Origin of the sequence: Algoriphagus marincola DSM 16067 (genome assembly GCF_000429405.1) — a bacterium.
Classification (GTDB): Bacteria; Bacteroidota; Bacteroidia; order Cytophagales; family Cyclobacteriaceae; genus Algoriphagus; species Algoriphagus marincola.
On the sequence record NZ_AUBU01000006.1, the window covers coordinates 1 to 16,786 of the forward strand.

Below are 16,786 nucleotides of genomic sequence, written 5' to 3' on the forward strand. Positions count from 1 at the left end.
GACCAAATGGGGGCAGAAATACGGCTATGCGATCAAAAGCTGGAGAGACAACTGGGAAGAACTGACCGCATTTCTGGACTTTCCGCTGGAAATCAGAAAAATTATCTACACAACCAACATCATCGAAAACCTGAATGGAAAAATCAGAAAATACACCAAAAACAAGCTTTCCTACCCAACCGATGAAGCCGTACTGAAATCAGTATTCTTGGCAGTCATGGAAGCAACAAAAAAATGGACCATGCCTATCCGAGATTGGGGCATGATCCTAAACCAATTTATGATTATGTTTGAAAACCGTATAAAACTCTAACTAACCCTAAAATCTATTTACACACTTTTTGGGATAGTGTCATTTATATCTTTCGTTTTCATTTTTTTTAAAAAAACAAAGCTTTTCAGTTCCTTTATAATATTGTTATTTAGTTCCTCATACGGCTTTTACTTGTATTATAATTTGTATGTTTTATATGATTCATGCTCTTGCCAGTCTTTATTCTCATTTATTTCTCTCAAGGAGAATTTTCAAATTTCGTTAATATTTGTACTGATTTGTATTATTTATTTAATATTTTTCTTTGGTGATAGAATTAAACCAACTAGACAAACGCTTTAAAAAATCCCATGCGCTCCAATCGGTCTCTCTGAAGATTGAACTGGACGGGAAACTATATGGATTGGTGGGACCCAATGGAAGTGGGAAAACGACCTTAATCTCTATATTATCCAGATTTCTTTCTTCTGATTCGGGCTCTATTAGCGGAATCCAAAAGGATACCCTTGGCAGTTTCGTTGGCAACGAATCGTTTATGGACCACCTGACCGTGCAGGAATGGTTGGAATTTTTGCAGGTATTGAAAAACCTAAAAACTGACGAATCCACAGTCTCGGAGTTGTTAGCTCTATTAAAGCTCGATGAGGAAGCTGATAAAAAGATCAAATCGCTTTCTTATGGACAAAAACAAAGATTAGGGATAATTTCAGCCATAATGGGTAAGCCAAAGCTTGTTATTTTTGATGAACCGTTGAATGGCCTTGACCCATCAGGGGTCTTCCTTTTCAAAAAAGCCCTCACTTGGCTGATTGATCAAAAAATCTCGGTGCTTTATTCTTCTCATCGCTTGGATGATTTGGCAAATTACTGCAATCATCTATTCCTCCTCAATAAAGGAAAACTGCTATTCGATGGGGATTTTGAAACGTTTCTTAAGCTCGGGAACGGAAATATTGAAGAAAGTTATCACTCCCTTGTGCTATGAGTCTGCTTAAAATCTTCTGGTCTAATTGGTTCAAAAGTAATTTTGTCAAAGGGTACATCCTTTGTTCCATTTTTCTAATCCTGATCGCAAATTTTTATATAGTCTCTTTTGAAAAAGACCTGATTTACCGGTTGGGCGGGTCTTTCAAAATTCCCTATGTTTTCAATTTACTTTTTGCAATGAATTATCCCTTCGTGTTTTTATTTCCTTTGCTGATGGGGTACGTGTCAGGAATAAAAGATCAGGGTGGCAGTTTTCTGCGCTATATTCTTTTATCAGGGTTTAGTAAGAAACAGCTTTTTATCTTTTTTCAGAAGAATTTGCTGATTGCAAACTCCATTTTAACAATACTAGTCTTTTTTTCAGCCTTAGTATTAGGATTCATTGAAGGAGTTTCTCCAAAGAGAACAACTATACAAGACTTTATCTGGCCATTTCTTTACTTCTTTCAAGGTTTCGCAATAGGTAATTACTTTTTGCTAATTCTACTACTTTCAAGAAGCCTGCTCAAAACCATTTTAATAACTTTCTTTTTTGCTTTCTTACTTGAGCCACTTTTAGTTTACACCTCAAAAGAAGCCTTTGATCTATTTTCCTATCTTCCTTTCCGAACGATTAATAATCTAACTTTTGTGCAAGGAATGGATTTTACCATTTCGGACACTCCCAGCCGATCATTGAACTTATTGCTTGCTACTTTATACCTGTTTCTTTCTTTTTTCTTAAATCTGAGACTTTTTAAGAGACTTAGAGTTTAATAATTGCATCATTAAGCAATTGAGGTTAAGAGGATTTCTGATTTAATATTGGGAATACCCAGAAAACTTGTGGAAATAAGGAAAGAGGCTTCGGGCTCTTTTTTTACTCCCTTTTCACCTTCCCCATCTCCACTCCAAAGAAAACGACCTCCGAGTCGAGTTGGGTGAGGATGGCGTGCGATCGCTCGGGTCTGGCATCTGTCAAAAAGATCTGCCCGAAGGTATGCCGGGAGATCAACTGCATAAGTTGGGCGATACGAATATCATCCAACTTGTCAAAAATGTCATCCAGAAGTAGTAGCGGCTTTTCGCCTCTATCTTTTTCAAAAATCTGAAACTGAGCCAGCTTCAAAGCAATAATAAAAGACTTCTGCTGACCCTGACTACCGATCTTGCGAATGGGGTGATCCCCGATCAAAAACACATAGTCATCTTTGTGAATCCCGGCATTGGAGTTTTTAGTGATCTGATCTTTTTTGCGAAGACTCATAAAATAATCTCCAAAATCCTCCCGAAGTGCCTCGGTCTGATACTGAATGGTTACTTTCTCCTGACCCTGAGAGATTTCTTCATAATGCGCCTGAAGCATGGGCGCCACTTCCTCTAGGAGTTTGGACCTTCTTTGCGCCAGCTCCTGGCTCAACCGGATCATTTCTTCGTCATAGCTTCCCAATAAGGTCATATCTCTTCTGCCGGTCTCGGCAAATTGCTTCAAAAGGGCATTTCGCTGCTTCAGAAAATGGTGATAGCGAATGAGTTGGTTCAGGTACTGCCGATCGAGCTGAGAAAGCAATCCATCAAAAAACTTCCGCCGTCCTTCACTCCCGCCTTTGATCAGCTCGGTATCATCGGGTGCTATTAAGACCAAAGGAATTAACCCTACATGCTCGGAGGTCTTATCCAAGGTTTTCCCATTTTGCCAGATTTGCTTCTTCTTTCCGAGCTCGAAAGTGCATCTCACCTCCAGTGGCTTTTCTTGAATTTCAAATTGCCCTTTGATCGAAAAGAAGCTTTCCTCATGCCGCACATTCAGGGAATCGCTCGATTGGACTGCGCTTTTGGTGAGGGAGAGGTAGTGGATCCCATCCAAAACATTGGTCTTGCCGCTTCCGTTGAGGCCAGTAAAGCAATTGATCTGTGGGGAAAAGTCCAGCCGGGTTTTCTCATGGTTTTTGAATTGTAAGAGTTCCAGGGACTTTAGGTACATGGGTCTGGGGAATTATTTTGGCGACAGCCTTAATTTTAGGAGAGGTTGGTTATATTTGGGGCCTAAATTAGCATATTTTAATAGTACGATATGGCAAAGAGAACGACAGCAAGCAAGTCAAAAGTGAAATATTCCAAGGAAACCTATGCCTACTGGTATGAAAGCATGCTTTTGATGCGAAGGTTTGAGGAAAAAGCTGGTCAGCTCTACGGTCAGCAGAAAATCCGTGGATTCTGTCACCTATACATCGGTCAGGAAGCCTGTGCTTCAGGTGCAATCACTGCCTTGACTAAGGATGACAAATGGATCACCGCCTATCGCTGTCATGCGCATCCACTGGGACTTGGTACCGATCCGGGTGCAGTGATGGCTGAGCTTTTCGGAAAAATCACCGGAACCACCAAAGGAAAAGGTGGATCCATGCACATCTTTGACAAGGAGCGAAACTTCATGGGAGGCCATGGGATTGTAGGTGCACAAGTCCCGATGGGCTTGGGAATTGGCTTTGCTGAAAAATATAAAGGCACTCAAAACGTCTGCATTTGTAAGATGGGTGATGGTGCAGTAAGACAGGGAGCTTTCCACGAAGCGCTCAACTTGGCCATGATCTATAAGAGCCCAGTCATTTTCGTCATCGAAAACAATGGCTATGCCATGGGTACTTCAGTAGCTCGTACTTCCAATGTCACAGAGCTTTACCAACTTGGGGAGGCCTATGACATTCCTTCTTTCCCAGTCGATGGGATGAATGTAGAAGCAATTCATGAGGCAGTAGCTGAAGCAGCAGAGCGAGCTAGAAAAGGTGATGGTCCTACGCTTTTGGAATTCAGAACGTATCGATTCAAAGGTCACTCCATGTCTGATCCTCAGAAGTATCGTACCAAAGAGGAAGTGGAAGAATATAAAATGAAAGACCCGATCGAGCAGGTTCTTAAAACCATTCAAGACAATAAAATCCTGACAGAGGACGAAATCTCCGAAATCAACTCACGGGTAAAAAAGAAAGTAACTGACGCCGTCAAGTTTGCTGAGGAATCACCATGGCCAGAAGGAGAGGTAGCTTTCCAAGATGTCTATGTACAGGAAGACTATCCTTTCGTGATGGAATAATTGAATCATCAAGTCATTGAAAGCCGTGATTATTAATAAAATCATGGCTTTTTTATTTGGCTTTGTCTAAATCATAAAAACCGTATATTTGCGACTCGAAAATTGAGTAACATGGCAAAAACTAAATCCGGAAAAGCAGCACAACAGGATCCAAACGACTTCCTGGAGAATCCAGAAGTATTGGCTGAGCGACTTGGTCGTGGTGAAGCTTTTCTGAAGCAGAATAGCAAAGTATTGGGTGGCGTTTTGATCGCTGCCATCATTTTGATCGGAGGAATTTTATTTTTCCAGATCAACAATGAAAATAAAAATAAGGAAGCACAGGCAGAGATGTTTCAGGCTGTCTATTTCTACGAGCAAGACAGTATTGATTTTGCGCTGAATGGTGATGGAATCAATGCAGGTTTTCTAGAAATCGTCGATGAGTACCCACGTACGGATGCCGCTAATTTGGCCAACTTCTACATCGGTTCGATTCACCTTTCTGAGAAAAACTTTGGAGAAGCAATCGAATATTTGGAGAAGTTTTCTTCTGATGACTACTTGGTACAGGCCAAAGCCTATTCCCTTCTAGGTGATGCTCATTTAGAAAGTGGTAATTTGGATCAGGCTATTTCAAACTATGAAAAAGCGGCTTCCTACAAGGAAAACGATTATTTCACGCCGAAATATCTTTACAAACTCGCTATCGCATACGAAGAAGCTGGCAGAATTCAGGACGCCATCGCTTCCTATGACGAAATCGAAACTAAATACTACGAGTCTTACGAGTATTCTTTTGCTCGAAAACACAAAGCACGCTTAGAAGGCCTTGCCGCTAAGTAATGCTTTAGTCCATAGCATTTTAGAAGAGTAAGGTCCTGCGGGTCTTACTCTTTTTTGTTTTTACCCAAATGAAAAGTTCTATATGGCTACTTCCAATAAAAGCCTGAGCGAATACAGCTCAAAAAATATTGCAGACATCAGCGCTAAAAAATTTGCCATCGTCGTATCAGAGTGGAATGAGGATGTAACCGAATCCCTCTACTCCGGAGCCTATCAGACCTTGCTACAGCATGGAGCAAAGAAGGAAAACATCCTCCGAAAAAACGTCCCTGGCTCTTTTGAGCTCACACTTGGCGCCCAATGGTGCGCTCAGGACGAATCCATCGATGCGGTCATCTGTTTGGGCTGTGTGATTCAGGGCGAGACCCGTCATTTTGACTTTATCTGCGATGCAGTAGCTCATGGCATCACGGAAGTTGGGCTGAAGTTTAACAAGCCGGTGATTTTTGGAGTTTTAACCCCAAACAATCAGCAGCAGGCTATGGATCGTGCAGGCGGAAAACACGGAAACAAAGGTGATGAAGCAGCCATCACTGCCGTGAAAATGCTGGGATTTTAAATTAGAAATTAGAATCTAGATCCAAGAAGCAAGAATTTAAAACCAAACCTATTTCTCGTATTATATGAAGGTAATGAAATTCGGGGGGACCTCCGTGGGTAAGCCCGAGCGAATGCATCAGGTCAAAGACCTTGTAACTGCTTCAGACGAACCGACCATTGTGGTACTTTCAGCCCTTTCCGGCACGACCAATGCCCTTGTGGGGATCGGAGAAGCCTTGGCAGATGCCAATCGAGTACTAGCCAAAGAGCGAATTGATGAACTTCATGCTCACTATCTGGACTTTTACCCGCAACTTTTGAAAACAGAAAAGGCTAGATCCAAGGCAGAAGCAATCATCAAGGAGCATTTTGAATTTTTGAATATCATTTTGAAAATATCCTTCAATGAGGCAATCAACCGGGATATTTTAGCTCAGGGTGAATTACTCTCTACCAAATTGTTTTACACGCTTCTGGAGGAAATGGAAATCCCATCGGTATTCTTGGTCGCCTTGGACTTTATGAGCATCGATGAAAACTCCGAACCGGAATTGACGCGGATTTCGGAGAAATTGAAGGCAATTCTAGCTCAGCATCCCGAGCAAAAGCTATTCGTGACTCAAGGCTACATCTGTAAGAATCACCGAAATGAGGTGGACAACCTAAAGCGAGGTGGATCTGATTACACAGCCTCTTTGATTGCTGCTGCCATCAATGCATCAGCCTGTGAAATCTGGACAGACATCGATGGAATGCATAATAATGATCCAAGAATAGTCGACAGAACCCGTCCCATCGCAGAATTGTCCTTTGATGAAGCTGCAGAGTTGGCCTATTTCGGAGCGAAGATTCTTCACCCGGCTTCCATTTGGCCAGCCCAGCAGTACAATGTACCTGTACGACTACTGAATACCATGGACCCAAGTGCTCACGGCACCTTGATCAAGGCAAATGTTGAGACCAAAGGTGTGAAGGCCATTGCTGCCAAAGACGGAATCACCGCCATCAAAATCAAATCCAGCCGAATGCTCTTAGCTTATGGATTTTTGAGAAGGGTTTTTGAGATTTTCGAAAAGTACAAGACTCCTATCGATATGATCACTACTTCTGAGGTAGCAGTATCGGTAACTATTGATGATGTATCTCATTTGAACCAAATCATCAAAGAACTCGAAGTCCTTGGTTCTGTAGAAGTAGACCAAAATCAATCCATCATTTGCATCGTGGGGAATATGGTCTCTGAAACTAGGGGAGCAGTCAAATCCGTGATGGATAGCCTGGTTGATTTCCCCATTCGAATGGTTTCTTATGGAGGGAGCAGGCACAACGTTTCGCTTTTGATTGACAGCAAGTTCAAAAAAGACGCGCTGCAACATTTGAATGATGGGGTTTTTAAATGGGAATGACGAAACAACTATCTACAACCGGAACTTTGCTTCCGGTTTTTTTATTTTGGGTATATTAGAATTATGAAAACAATTACGCTTTCCATACCAGACTTTATCGACATAGATAGTAAAGAGGCGCTTCAAGCAATAGCTGCCCACTTATATGGTGCCGGAAAGCTGTCTTTAGGTCAAGCGGCTGACTTGGTAAACTTACCAAAAGTTGAATTCATGGATATTTTGACAAGGTTTAATATATCAGTTTTCAACTACTCACATGACGAATTAGATTCTGATTTTGAAGCCATCAAAGATCATAATAGCTGATACCAGTTGCTTAATTATTTTAGAAAAAATTGGGCAGCTGGAGCTTTTGCAAGTCCTTGACGGAGAAATTGTCATTACTTCTACTATTCAAAGCGAGTTTCAAAAACCTGTTCCTCGATGGATTAAAATAGAAGATCCTCAAAAAACCTCTCCAACTATTATTCAAAGCCTACTTGACCCAGGAGAAATGAGTGCTATTTCTTTAGCCTTGGAAAAAAAGAATACACTATTAATCCTAGATGATGATAAAGCAAGAAAATATGCCAAACAGTTGACTTTGAAATACACGGGTACCCTAGGGGTGATACTCGAGGCCAAAAGAAAAGGAAAAATCAACTCGGTAATTCCAATTTTGGATGCCATTAAAAAAACTAATTTTCGAATTTCCCCAAAAATGGAAGCTTGCTTTCTATACCTCGCAGGAGAATAAATCAAATTCAATCAAAAATCTAAATTCCTTGACATCAGAAAAAAGTAATCCCGGATTCCTCAAACGACTCCAAACCAAATGGAAGCTAGACAGCCTCTTTCAGGTGGTCATGGTGTTGGTTGTTTTTGCCTGTACTGGATTCACGATTCTTTTTATCAAAAACCCGATTTTGGATTTCTTCGGAGTTGAGAAAGGAGGCTTTGTCAATACATTCTTATACTTACTCCTCGTATTACCTCTATATCAGATTTTCCTTTTGGTTTATGGATTTATCTTCGGGCAGTTTAAGTTTTTCTGGGAAAAGGAAAAGCAGATTTTCAGAAGAATCGGAAGTGTTTTTTCTAGGAAAAAATCCTAATTCCAAGAACCAATTCCTTGCAAAATCCCTTGTAATAGAAACCGAATTTTTAACCCAAAAATCCATTAAACCATGATTAGAAAAGCAACTGCCGTATGGCAAGGAAGCGGAAAAGAAGGAAAAGGACATCTTTCTACTCCAAGCACTGTTTTAAATAATACTCAATATTCATTCAGTAGCCGATTTGAAGATGGCGTAGGAACCAATCCCGAAGAGCTCGTAGCCGCTGCGCATGCAGGTTGCTTCGCCATGAAGCTTAGCTTCAACTTAAGCGGTGAAAACTTCCCTCCTCAGGAGCTGAATGTCACCAGCCACATTACTTTCGAAGATGGAACCCTGAAAAAATCACACTTGGTCCTTCAGGCTAAAGTGGAAGGCATAACTGAGGAAAAATTTGCGGAATTAGTGAAAGATGCCGAAGAAAACTGCCCGATTTCCAAAGCCCTTGACATGGAAATCTCGGTAGATTATACTCTCAATTAGGCATTAGAAAATTTAACATTGAAAAAAGATCCTTCGGGATCTTTTTTTGTACAAACTTAATTGAAAGAAAGCACGTTAAGTCTTTGCTACGAGCACTAAACCAACTCCATTACTATCAAATGAATACCGTTTCTGACCGGCAACTTGCCCATGATTCAAACCGCATGGTCTTTGCCAAAAATGCCATCTTCACGGTCTTGGCATTGATTGTCATCTTCAGCCTAGAGGGAAAGCTTTCCGCTGAAAATCTACGTGAGCTCTCGATCTGCTTTACCTTCACACCGGTCGCCACCGGCTTGGCTGGGATTATCTTCAAAAATACTGCGGGCCTTCGACAGTCCGCAGGCTGGATGAAATATGTGGGATATGGCATCGGCTTTCTTGCCTACGCTGGGCTTATATTTCTATCCTTTGCGATTGTGTTTTAGTCTACTTCAAAAACCAGCTTCATCGTAATGGAAGCAGTTTTATTTTTTGAGCTGGTATTGAAGGCTCCTCCCCAAGAGTAGTCCTCGCCGGAGTTTTGACCGGTGATCTGGAAAACCCCCATATTGGCAGAGATTAGATTTCCCAAACCTGCTCCGGAATTTTCTGCTATTCGCTCCGCACGTACACGAGCGTCTTCCGTTGCCTTGGCAATCATTTCCAGTTTGAGAGATTCTAAGTCTGTGTAGTAGTAGCGCGGCTGTTGGGAATAAAAAGCAATTCCCTGATTGAGCAGCTCGGTAATTTCCCGACTTATTTTCTCCACTTTTTCCACCTCCTTTGACTCGATGACCAAAGACTGATTGAGCTGATACCCGGTAAAGGTCTGACCCATGTAGCGTCCATCACTGGAGTAATTCTGCTCGTATTGCGGATTGGTGGTGACGGCATTAAATACCAACTGCTCTTCGGGAATTCCCTTTGAGATCAAATATTGCGTTACCGCCTCTCGATCCTTTTCCAAATTCGCGTAAGCGGACTGAATATTGGAGTTACTTCGGCTAAAATTCCCCTCCCAGACGATCAGGTCTGAAGTAAAATTTTTCTCCCCCAGTCCTGTCACATTGACTGTTCCCTGAGGACGGTTTCGGTTGATGACTGCATAGCCAAATATGATGGAAGAAAGTACAATGGCTACTGCAAAAAGCAAGGCGTTTGATTTCATAAATACTGGAATTTTGAATCTAAAGTTATTGATTTTCAGCGTACAAAAAAGCCTCCAAATTTCAGGATTTAGCAATAATTTACATTTCCTAAATCAATAAACCCGTTGTTTGAATAGCTGATCTTTAGGATTTTGTAAGTCGATCAAATAGCCATTGATCAATGCATATTTCAAGACCTCGTCTTGTTTTAGAAAGAAGCTAGGATTGGAACCTGTCTGCCAGCCTCCCGTGAATTCATCTCTGCTTTTCAATACGATCAGGGGTAAATTATGCAAATCTCCCGGGTCATCATTTTGGACTTTGACAGCAGAATAGCCTGATCTCAAGAGTTCCAAAGCTTTTTCACCTGTTATTTCATTCACGGATTCAAATGCCTGATCGTAGGTTTTGCCCTCCTCGTACCGTAGGCCATTTGCTTCGAGCTCCTCCAGTCCAAAGTACACCTTCATATCTCCTAAATCCTCCACACTTCCGTTGACATAGTAAGTAGAGTCGGCATTGGATTCTCTACGGCGAATGGCAATATCGATTGGGTACCAATCTCCCTCCACCGGCACTTGTACCTCCTGAAGAATCAAATCCATGAGTTGAAAGCCATTGTCGGGAATTTCAAAATATTGATCCACAGAATAGGCTTCATATCCTTTCAAAGCGATCTGATGCAGGGCATTCAGGATGATCATAAAATTGAGTTTCCGGATAAATTGCTTTTCCGGATCACCCAGATAGCCTCCGGACTCGATCAGAATAGTACTTGTTCCCCACTTTTGGATATTGTCTCCAAAAGCTCTTGGCTCAAAACCATCGTCATATTTACCTACTCCACCCGGAATGACCTGCTGCAAGACTTCATTCATTCCGACGATTGCCTTCATGGCCCGGCCACGGACTTCATTGACATCCCGCTCATAATTATATCCCGGCGCCAAAACCGAAATCGTCGCCTGCTTCGGGGTCTTATCTACATTGTAATAGATTTGTTGATCGTGAAGGTTAAAACCAAACTCCGGCTCAAAGGCATCCCGAATACTTTTTAAAATAACTGCTTCTGGCGAAATCTGTGAAATAGCATCTCGATTCAAATCTATATCTAAGGCATTTCTTCGCTTGAAGGCATCAGCCCCATCGGGATTCAGCATAGGTATAAATTTGATCTGAAGATTACTTTTCAACACTCGTCGAAGTTCATCGTAGGCATCGCCAGAGGCTTCCAAAAAGTTAAAGAGGTCGAACAATGACATGGTTGCTGTACTTTCATTTCCATGCATCTGTGACCAAAGCAAAACTTTTGTTTGTCCTTCGCCCCAAGTCAGTGAACTAATGCTCTTCCCCTCCACGGATTCGCCCAACTCTTCAATTTCAAAAGCGGAGGAATGCTTTTGGATCAAGGGCTGAATGTCAGCATGTTTAAACCTTCGATGTGTAATGGCAGGTTCTTTATACTGCTCAAAGGCAGCCTCAAGCGTTTCAAGCTCAATGGCATGTTTTTCATTTTCTGATGCCATTTTACACCCAAAGGCAAAAAACAAAAACAGCACAAACATGCAAATCGTAGAAGTTTTGATTATTTTCATCTTTTCAAATAGTAAGCTGGTGTGATCAAGTAAATCTAATCAAGATTGTTTGGAAACACAGGTTTTTACTGCCAATAAACCCATCGAAATTGTAATGAAACTTTCTTATCAAGTCGTAGACCTCCCTTTAAAACATACATTTACCATCGCTCATCAAAGCAGAGACGTTCAAGACAGCCTGATTGTAAAGCTCGAGAATGCTGGTTTTTTCGGTTTAGGTGAAGCCACTAGCAATCCCTACTATGGAGTCACTGTACAGCGAATGACAGATAGTTTGGATAGTTTTCGGGATGTTGTAGAAAACGGCAAATGGGATCATCCTTCGGAGCTCTGGGAACTGGGAAGACAGCATTTTGCCCAAGATGCTTTTGCCCAATGTGCGCTTGACATGGCTGCTTGGGATCTCTATGCCAAACAACGTGGCCAAAAACTCTATGAGGTACTCGGTCTGAATCCGAAAGATATCCCCATCAGCAATTTTACGATAGGGATTGACAGCGTAGAAAAAATGGTATCCAAAATGAAGGAAGTGGACTGGCCCATTTATAAAATCAAATTAGGAACAGATCATGACCTCGAGATCGTCAGGGCGCTTCGCAAAGAAACCGACGCTAAATTTCGGATCGATGCCAACTGCGCTTGGACCGCTGAGCAAGCCATTCGAAACTCAGAGGAACTTGCCAAACTAGGGGTTGAATTTATGGAGCAACCTCTTCCAAGGGAGAGTTGGGAGGAAATGAAGGAGGTTTATCAGCATTCCAAACTTCCCGTCATGGCGGACGAGAGCTGCATGATCGAGTCAGATGTAGCCAAATGCCAAGGTTTATTTCATGCTATCAATGTCAAACTAGTCAAAGCGGGGGGAATCACTCCGGGTCTTCGAATGATCCAAGAAGCCAAAAACCTGGGAATGAAAACTATGGTGGGCTGTATGACAGAGTCTTCGGTGGGCATTTCTGCAATCGCTCACTTGGCACCGTTGCTTGACTTCGTGGATATGGATGGAGCATTGCTGTTGGCAGAGGACCCTGCTGAGGGTGTAGTGGTCAAAACTGATGGCGTAACTTTTCCGGATCGAGCAGGTATTGGGGCTCTTTTGAAATAGAATATCGGGAACAAAAACTCGTTCGGAAGCCGCATTTATGTTACCGTGAGTGAAGACACTCCCGGTGGCAAATAGGAAAAAAAGAATGCTGCCTCTAGAGAAGCGAATTAGCATAGCTTTCCCCGTGAGTGATGACACTCACGAGGGCAAAAAAAAATGCTGCCTCTCGTTTCTAGAAGCAGCATAGTGGTCGCCATGGGTGATGATTTTCACTGGGAATTTAGCGGTAAACACATAACATGCCCAGCTTTAAGAAAAGCCGAGTAGCAGTAGGCCATTATTCCCTTTATGTCTATTATCCGGAGGCTTCCCTCTCCCTTCTTCCAACTTCCAGCCGGGTAAGCATAGAAATTTGGACAAAGACACAATTTCGGATCATTACCTAATTATTTGCCAATTCATTAACTATCTCCCACAATCAATTTAAAACCTTCCCCATGTACCGTGATAATCTGTACTTTCGGGTCGTCTTTAAGGATTTTTCGGATTTTGCTGAGATATACGTCCATGCTTCGGGCATTGAAATAGCTATCATCGCCCCAAATCTGCTTTAGTGCATGACTCCGGTTGACCAACTTATTCATTTCAGCGGCTAGCAAACGCAATAGCTCATTTTCTTTGGAAGTAAGCTTATGTGGGCCCTTGGGACCTTCCAATAATTGCTTGTCGTAATGAAGCTGAAAGTCTCCGAACTCATATACTTTTAGAGGTGTGATTTCCTCGCTTTTTTGAGTTCTTCGGAGGATGGCCGTCACTCGAAGCAAAAGCTCCTCCATGCTAAATGGCTTGGTGATGTAATCATCTGCACCGATTTTTAGCCCTTCGATGACATCATCTTTTTGATTTTTGGCAGTAAGAAAAAGAATCGGTAGATCCTCCTGAACCTTCTTGATCTCACGCGCAAGTGTAAACCCATCTTTTTTGGGCATCATGATGTCTAGAAGACAAAGATCGTATTTGTCTTTTTTGAACTTACTCCAGCCTTCTTCCCCATCCCTGCAGAGAGTGGGTTCATAGCCTTTCATTTCTAAATATTCCTTGAGAATATCACCCAGATTAGGGTCATCTTCTACTACTAATAGTCTGGCCTTGCTCATGTTGTTTTGGGTAAGTTTATGATAAAGGTACTTCCTTTTCCGATTTCACTTTGGACATTGATTCCGCCCTTGTGGGCTTCCAGCATAGTTTTGACATAGGAGAGCCCCAGTCCGAAGCCCTTTACGTCGTGGACGTTTCCGGTAGGAACACGGTAAAATTTGTCAAAAATCTTTCGCTGTGCATCCTTGCTCATACCAATCCCCTGGTCTTGAATACTGACAAATATTTGATCCTTATCCTCCCAAGCTTTCACACTGATTTCAGGTTTTTCAGGAGAATATTTATTGGCATTGTCCAACAGATTATTGAAAATATGGGCAATATGAAATTTATCGGCTAGGAGGATTGGGTGCTCTAATTCATTTTCGAAAGTCAATTCTCCCGATCGCTTTTCGATCTGTAGAGAAAAATGATCCACAGCGTCCCCGAGGAGTTCGGAAATATTGACCTCCTCCAGTTTAAGCTTGAAGTCTTGCTTCTCCAATGCTGCGGCCTGAAGGACATTTTCAACCTGAGATACAAGTCGCTTATTTTCATCTTTGATAATGCCCAGGTATCTATCCCGGAATCTGTCCTGAGAGGAGAGCTCAGGATCTTGAAGCGCCTCCACGGCAAGACTTACTGTTGCCAGCGGAGTCTTAAACTCGTGAGTCATATTATTGATGAAATCATTTTTGATATCTGATAAGGCCTTTTGCTTGAAAATGACCCGTATGGCATAGATAAAACACCAAATAATGACCCCAATAAATAAAATTGAAGAGGCTAGCGGAATCCAAAGCTGACGAAGCACATGCTGGTTTTTCTCAGGAAAAAAGATGTACAGATAGTTTTCTTTTCCAACGATGTCTCTTGGAAAAAGCTTGGCTTGGATTCCATACTGCACCAATCTAAAAGGCTGATCCACCGGACCAATTCCCATCAAGAGTCCATCATCTTTCAAGATTCCCAACTCAAAATCCTCCATGATACCCCGCTCTAGTAGAAAGCTTTTGACGATTTTCCGTACTTGGGAAGTATCCAATCTATCCATGATGGCCTTTTGACCCTGAGAAAACTCTTCCCATGCGCGATTCATCAGATCAATCTTCAGGTTTGCTCTTCGGATTTTATCCAAAGCCTGCGGTGAAATATTCGTCTCGTATTCCACAAAAGCCTCTTCCACCACCTTAGGACTAGGATTTTTCGCCGAGAAGGTTTCAATTTGACTTAGGTACTGAAGTTGTCTTTCCTTCTCTTCTAAAAGAATCGCCATTTCATCCGGCGTGAAAATGGTTGAAGCTACTTCAGGAGTCATGTAAGCAAAAAATTGCTCCAACTCATCCAATAAGGAAAGATTGATTCCACGTACTTCCAACATCCGCTTGAAGGTGACGCTGACCTCAGGCATTTTTCCTATGTCTAAGGTATCGACAATGGAAGTTTGGGGACGTAACTGTAGCCTGGGACGGATTTCATCCAAATCAATCGGCTCAATTTTTTGAAAAAGTGACTCCTGGAGTTTTGGATCTCGAATAAGCTGACTCAGAAGTACATCACTCGCTTCTCCTTTTTCCAAAGCATCTACCGTGCTTTCAAGGGCTTGATAGACTTCCTGGTCAAAGCGCTGCTGATTGATGCGGATGGCATTATTCACCCAATAGTACTGAAAGGCCATCAAACCAAAACTGGCGACGGACATCAGGATGATGATCAGGTTAATTTTGCGCTTGGACATATGACAAATTTACGGCCTTTGACTACTAGGGGTCAATGCTTAACAAGTTTTAACCGATTGAGATCAAGGCTATTTGATCTGATTCGCTGTAATAAGCAGCTTTTCGAGCCAAAACTGGCCGAATTCTTCGGTGCTTGCCGGCTTGATGCCTATCTTTGATGGCAAATTTCAGACCATGAATTCAAACCAACATCCACAAGATATTCAAGGAGTAAGTCTACTTTCGCTAGCTGATCAATATGAGCTGCCGCTCTATGTGTATGACGGTGAAAAAATCGTCAATCAGATCCAAGCGATGCAGGAGGCTTTTGCATCAGTTCCCCTCAAAATCAAATATGCCACCAAGGCTCTTCCCAATATTTCGGTATTGAAACTAGTCCGAAATGCAGGAGCTGGGATCGATGCAGTATCGATTGAAGAAGTGAGACTAGGGATGCTTGCGGGCTATGAAGCCTCTGAGATCATGTATACACCCAGTGGAGTATCCTGGAAGGAGATCGAGGAAGCTGTGGATCTCGGCGTGATGGTGAATCTAGATAGCATTCCACTTATTCGTGAATTTGGTGAAAAATATGGAAATCGAGTACCTGCCTGTATTCGGATCAATCCGCATATCATGGCTGGAGGAAACTCCAAGATTTCTGTAGGACACAAGCATAGCAAGTTTGGAATTTCTATTGAGCAGCTTGATCAGATAGTGCAAACTGTCGAAAAGTATCAGCTCAGCATCGCCGGACTGCATGTGCACACTGGTTCGGATATTTTGGATGCGGAGGTATTCCTCCGCGGAGCCAAAGTTCTATTTGACGCAGCAAAGCATTTCAAAGAATTGAAATTCATTGATTGTGGTGGTGGATTTAAGGTAGCTTATAAAGCGGGAGATCCCTTTACTGATATCCGGGAAGTAGGCCGCATCGTATCCAAGGCCTTTTTGGAGTTTTGTGAAGACTATGGCCGACCGCTAGAATTATGGCTAGAACCGGGTAAGTTTTTGGTCAGTGAAAGTGGGTATTTCTTAGCCAAAACAAATTTGGTGAAGGAAACGCCCACGGTGACTTTTGTGGGGGTAGATTCTGGGTTGAACCATTTGATTCGTCCGATGATGTATGATGCCTATCATGATGTGTACAACCTGAGCAATCCAGAAGGGCCAGAGAAAACGTATCATATTGTGGGGTATATCTGTGAGACGGATACCTTGGCTGCAGACCGGAAACTTTCAGAAGTAAGAGTAGGCGATGTATTGGTTTTGAAAAATGCCGGTGCGTATGGATTTAGCATGGCATCCAACTATAATTCAAGACTTCGACCCGCAGAGGTTTTGATTTGGAAAGGGGAAGCACATTTGATCAGAAAACGGGAAGAATTTGAAGATTTGATCAGGCATCAAGTGCAAATAGAATTGTAGACTAGAAAAAAGGGGGAAGCTTTTTGCTTTGGTATAGTTATTGAGAATGGA

General features: G+C 42.2%; 19 protein-coding genes. 14 read left to right on the top strand and 5 right to left on the bottom strand.

What is annotated here, in order from left to right; genetic code table 11:
* Positions 1 to 313, top strand: a 313-nt coding sequence (locus G457_RS21225; protein ID WP_035483530.1) for a transposase, incomplete at its 5' end; no start/stop codon positions are given.
* Positions 314 to 581: 268 nt separating this feature from the next.
* Positions 582 to 1,259 (top strand): ABC transporter ATP-binding protein, encoded by a 678-nt coding sequence (locus G457_RS0108270; protein WP_162142696.1) that lies wholly within the window; start codon positions 582 to 584, stop codon positions 1,257 to 1,259.
* An 861-nt stretch (positions 1,260 to 2,120) separates the two neighbouring features.
* Here G457_RS0108270 and recF read toward each other — a convergent pair.
* On the bottom strand, positions 2,121 to 3,224 hold the full coding sequence (gene recF / locus G457_RS0108280) for a DNA replication/repair protein RecF (protein WP_026946060.1): 1,104 nt from the start codon (positions 3,222 to 3,224) through the stop codon (positions 2,121 to 2,123).
* Between the two features lie 90 nt (positions 3,225 to 3,314).
* On the opposite strand from recF, the gene pdhA reads away from it, so the two are divergent.
* The 9 genes from pdhA to G457_RS0108325 all read left to right on the top strand — a co-directional run bounded on the left by pdhA (position 3,315) and on the right by G457_RS0108325 (position 9,110).
* The gene (pdhA, locus tag G457_RS0108285; RefSeq protein WP_026946061.1) at positions 3,315 to 4,334 is read left to right on the top strand and encodes a pyruvate dehydrogenase (acetyl-transferring) E1 component subunit alpha; all 1,020 of its coding nucleotides are present in this window, start codon (positions 3,315 to 3,317) and stop codon (positions 4,332 to 4,334) included.
* Between the two features lie 111 nt (positions 4,335 to 4,445).
* A complete protein-coding gene (locus tag G457_RS0108290) occupies positions 4,446 to 5,159 on the top strand; it encodes a tetratricopeptide repeat protein (protein ID WP_026946062.1) in 714 nt (237 codons plus the stop codon).
* 82 nt (positions 5,160 to 5,241) lie between these two features.
* Positions 5,242 to 5,718: a 6,7-dimethyl-8-ribityllumazine synthase gene (gene ribH / locus G457_RS0108295; RefSeq protein ID WP_026946063.1), complete on the top strand. Its 477-nt coding sequence runs from the start codon at positions 5,242 to 5,244 to the stop codon at positions 5,716 to 5,718.
* 64 nt (positions 5,719 to 5,782) lie between these two features.
* Entirely contained in the window at positions 5,783 to 7,105 is a 1,323-nt protein-coding gene (locus tag G457_RS0108300) for an aspartate kinase (RefSeq protein ID WP_026946064.1), read from the top strand.
* Between the two features lie 63 nt (positions 7,106 to 7,168).
* A complete protein-coding gene (locus G457_RS0108305; protein WP_026946065.1) occupies positions 7,169 to 7,411 on the top strand; it encodes a UPF0175 family protein in 243 nt (80 codons plus the stop codon).
* Positions 7,383 to 7,841: a DUF3368 domain-containing protein gene (locus G457_RS0108310; protein WP_051260762.1), complete on the top strand. Its 459-nt coding sequence runs from the start codon at positions 7,383 to 7,385 to the stop codon at positions 7,839 to 7,841. The genes G457_RS0108305 and G457_RS0108310 overlap by 29 nt, the downstream gene beginning before the upstream one ends.
* Before the next feature lie 28 nt (positions 7,842 to 7,869).
* Positions 7,870 to 8,199, top strand: coding sequence for a DUF6787 family protein (locus G457_RS0108315; RefSeq protein ID WP_026946067.1), 330 nt, complete (start codon positions 7,870 to 7,872; stop codon positions 8,197 to 8,199).
* Positions 8,200 to 8,271: 72 nt separating this feature from the next.
* Positions 8,272 to 8,682 (top strand): OsmC family protein, encoded by a 411-nt coding sequence (locus G457_RS0108320; protein WP_026946068.1) that lies wholly within the window; start codon positions 8,272 to 8,274, stop codon positions 8,680 to 8,682.
* Between the two features lie 83 nt (positions 8,683 to 8,765).
* Complete coding sequence (locus G457_RS0108325) at positions 8,766 to 9,110, top strand: hypothetical protein (RefSeq protein WP_155847113.1); 345 nt, start codon at positions 8,766 to 8,768, stop codon at positions 9,108 to 9,110.
* Here G457_RS0108325 and G457_RS0108330 read toward each other — a convergent pair.
* Both G457_RS0108330 and G457_RS0108335 read right to left on the bottom strand, forming a co-directional pair.
* Positions 9,107 to 9,832 carry an SIMPL domain-containing protein gene (locus G457_RS0108330; RefSeq protein WP_026946070.1) on the bottom strand — a complete coding sequence of 242 codons (726 nt, stop codon included), beginning with the start codon at positions 9,830 to 9,832 and terminating at the stop codon, positions 9,107 to 9,109. The genes G457_RS0108325 and G457_RS0108330 overlap by 4 nt on opposite strands.
* Before the next feature lie 93 nt (positions 9,833 to 9,925).
* Complete coding sequence (locus tag G457_RS0108335) at positions 9,926 to 11,407, bottom strand: M14 family zinc carboxypeptidase (protein WP_035483534.1); 1,482 nt, start codon at positions 11,405 to 11,407, stop codon at positions 9,926 to 9,928.
* 94 nt (positions 11,408 to 11,501) lie between these two features.
* Between G457_RS0108335 and G457_RS0108340 the strand changes: the two genes are divergently transcribed.
* Together G457_RS0108340 and G457_RS22775 are read left to right on the top strand one after the other, a co-directional pair.
* Entirely contained in the window at positions 11,502 to 12,512 is a 1,011-nt protein-coding gene (locus G457_RS0108340) for a dipeptide epimerase (RefSeq protein ID WP_026946072.1), read from the top strand.
* Between the two features lie 239 nt (positions 12,513 to 12,751).
* The gene (locus tag G457_RS22775; protein WP_155847114.1) at positions 12,752 to 12,898 is read left to right on the top strand and encodes a hypothetical protein; all 147 of its coding nucleotides are present in this window, start codon (positions 12,752 to 12,754) and stop codon (positions 12,896 to 12,898) included.
* Between the two features lie 15 nt (positions 12,899 to 12,913).
* On the opposite strand, the gene G457_RS0108350 is transcribed toward G457_RS22775, so the two are convergent.
* Complete coding sequence (locus G457_RS0108350) at positions 12,914 to 13,609, bottom strand: response regulator transcription factor (RefSeq protein WP_026946073.1); 696 nt, start codon at positions 13,607 to 13,609, stop codon at positions 12,914 to 12,916.
* A complete protein-coding gene (locus tag G457_RS0108355) occupies positions 13,606 to 15,327 on the bottom strand; it encodes a sensor histidine kinase (protein WP_026946074.1) in 1,722 nt (573 codons plus the stop codon). The genes G457_RS0108350 and G457_RS0108355 overlap by 4 nt, the downstream gene beginning before the upstream one ends.
* A 175-nt stretch (positions 15,328 to 15,502) precedes the next feature.
* Here G457_RS0108355 and lysA point away from each other — a divergent pair, with 175 nt between their 5' ends.
* A complete protein-coding gene (gene lysA, locus G457_RS0108360; RefSeq protein WP_026946075.1) occupies positions 15,503 to 16,735 on the top strand; it encodes a diaminopimelate decarboxylase in 1,233 nt (410 codons plus the stop codon).
* The last annotated feature ends 51 nt before the right edge of the window (positions 16,736 to 16,786 follow it).

What these genes read in the sequence shown, in the direction of transcription:
- recF (WP_026946060.1), bottom strand. Translation starts at nt 3,224, where the DNA reads ATGTACCTAAAGTCCCTGGAACTCTTACAATTCAAAAACCATGAGAAA.
- pdhA (WP_026946061.1), top strand. Translation starts at nt 3,315, where the DNA reads ATGGCAAAGAGAACGACAGCAAGCAAGTCAAAAGTGAAATATTCCAAG.
- G457_RS0108290 (WP_026946062.1), top strand. Translation starts at nt 4,446, where the DNA reads ATGGCAAAAACTAAATCCGGAAAAGCAGCACAACAGGATCCAAACGAC.
- ribH (WP_026946063.1), top strand. Translation starts at nt 5,242, where the DNA reads ATGGCTACTTCCAATAAAAGCCTGAGCGAATACAGCTCAAAAAATATT.
- G457_RS0108300 (WP_026946064.1), top strand. Translation starts at nt 5,783, where the DNA reads ATGAAGGTAATGAAATTCGGGGGGACCTCCGTGGGTAAGCCCGAGCGA.
- G457_RS0108305 (WP_026946065.1), top strand. Translation starts at nt 7,169, where the DNA reads ATGAAAACAATTACGCTTTCCATACCAGACTTTATCGACATAGATAGT.
- G457_RS0108320 (WP_026946068.1), top strand. Translation starts at nt 8,272, where the DNA reads ATGATTAGAAAAGCAACTGCCGTATGGCAAGGAAGCGGAAAAGAAGGA.
- G457_RS0108330 (WP_026946070.1), bottom strand. Translation starts at nt 9,832, where the DNA reads ATGAAATCAAACGCCTTGCTTTTTGCAGTAGCCATTGTACTTTCTTCC.
- G457_RS0108335 (WP_035483534.1), bottom strand. Translation starts at nt 11,407, where the DNA reads ATGAAAATAATCAAAACTTCTACGATTTGCATGTTTGTGCTGTTTTTG.
- G457_RS0108340 (WP_026946072.1), top strand. Translation starts at nt 11,502, where the DNA reads ATGAAACTTTCTTATCAAGTCGTAGACCTCCCTTTAAAACATACATTT.
- G457_RS22775 (WP_155847114.1), top strand. Translation starts at nt 12,752, where the DNA reads ATGCCCAGCTTTAAGAAAAGCCGAGTAGCAGTAGGCCATTATTCCCTT.
- G457_RS0108350 (WP_026946073.1), bottom strand. Translation starts at nt 13,609, where the DNA reads ATGAGCAAGGCCAGACTATTAGTAGTAGAAGATGACCCTAATCTGGGT.
- G457_RS0108355 (WP_026946074.1), bottom strand. Translation starts at nt 15,327, where the DNA reads ATGTCCAAGCGCAAAATTAACCTGATCATCATCCTGATGTCCGTCGCC.
- lysA (WP_026946075.1), top strand. Translation starts at nt 15,503, where the DNA reads ATGAATTCAAACCAACATCCACAAGATATTCAAGGAGTAAGTCTACTT.